The sequence below is a fragment of the Nocardia farcinica genome, assembly GCF_029867845.1.
GTDB classification, from domain to species: Bacteria; Actinomycetota; Actinomycetes; order Mycobacteriales; family Mycobacteriaceae; genus Nocardia; species Nocardia farcinica_A.
This window is the reverse complement of sequence record NZ_JARWRU010000531.1, coordinates 1-1085: the sequence shown is the minus strand read 5'-3', so window position 1 is coordinate 1085 and position 1085 is coordinate 1. Positions and strand designations below refer to the sequence as shown.

1 protein-coding gene and 1 pseudogene are annotated in these 1085 nt (G+C 78.0%); both read right to left on the bottom strand.

The genetic code is table 11. The features are described from left to right. A pseudogene (locus QH283_RS11470) lies at positions 1-612 on the bottom strand (D-beta-D-heptose 1-phosphate adenosyltransferase); the annotation flags it as partial. Further along, positions 609-1085, bottom strand: a 477-nt coding sequence (locus QH283_RS11465) for a D-sedoheptulose-7-phosphate isomerase (protein WP_280502991.1), incomplete at its 5' end; no start/stop codon positions are given. The gene QH283_RS11465 and the pseudogene QH283_RS11470, both read right to left, overlap by 4 nt.

Genomic DNA, 1085 nt, shown 5'->3' with positions numbered 1-1085 from the left:
CTGTACACCCCCCCCCCCCCCCGTGCCCCCTACCGGGGGCCCCCCCCGGGGGCCCCCCTTCTGGGCGGCCCCCCCCCGCGGGGCGCCTCGGGGGGGGGGGCCCCCCCGCGGATGCGGGTCCCACACCATCGGCACCGTGTGTGCCAGTTCGGTGAGCAGGCGGCGCAGCCGCGGGTGCGCGGTGACGCCGCGGCCGTAGTCGGCGACCAGGATCGCGCCCGCGCCGCGCAGGGCCGCGCCGACCTCGGCGCTGAGCGCCCCGGCCTCGGCGACGCCGTCCCCGCTGTCCAGCCGCACCACCGACTGTCCGCCCGCCCTGACCCGCGCCTTGCGGACGGTGCCGCCGCGCAACGGCATCGGAACCAGATCGACCTGCCGCTCCAGCAACCGGGCCAGGGTGCGGCCGTCGCTGTCGTCGGCGGTCGCGGTGACCAGCACGACCTGGGCGGCGGACTCGGCCGCCAAGGCGGCGGCCAGGCCCGCGCCGCCCGGCCGCAGTCCGCGCCGCCGCACGTCGACCACCGGCACCGGCGCTTCGGGGGACAGGCGTTCGGCCTCGCCGTCGATATCGACGTCGAGCAGGCTGTCACCGACGACGACCAGCGGTTTCACGTGGGAATCCCGAGCGCGTCGTCGAACGCCTCGCACAGCGCGTGCGCCAACGCCAGGTGCACCTCCTGCACGGTGGCGGTCGCCGGGGCCTCCACGGCCACCGCGTCGTCGCACAGCGCGGCCAGCGGATTGGGCGCGGGGCCGGTCATGGCCCAGGTGGTCACGCCGATGTCGTGGGCGGCCTTGGCGGCGGCGACCACGTTCTGGCTGGTGCCGCTGGTGGACAGCAGCACCAGGATGTCGCCGGGACGGCCGTGCGCCCTGACCTGGCGGGCGAACATCTCCGCCTCGCCGTAGTCGTTGACGATCGCGGTGCCCGCCGAGGTGTCGGCGTGCAGGGCGATGGCGGAGTACGGGCGGCGGTCGTTGCGGAAGCGCCCGACCAGTTCACCCGTCAGGTGCTGGGCCACGGGCCCGCCGGCCCCCGTTGCGCCCGCGGGGCCGCCGCCCCCGCCCGCGGGCCCCCCGGCCCG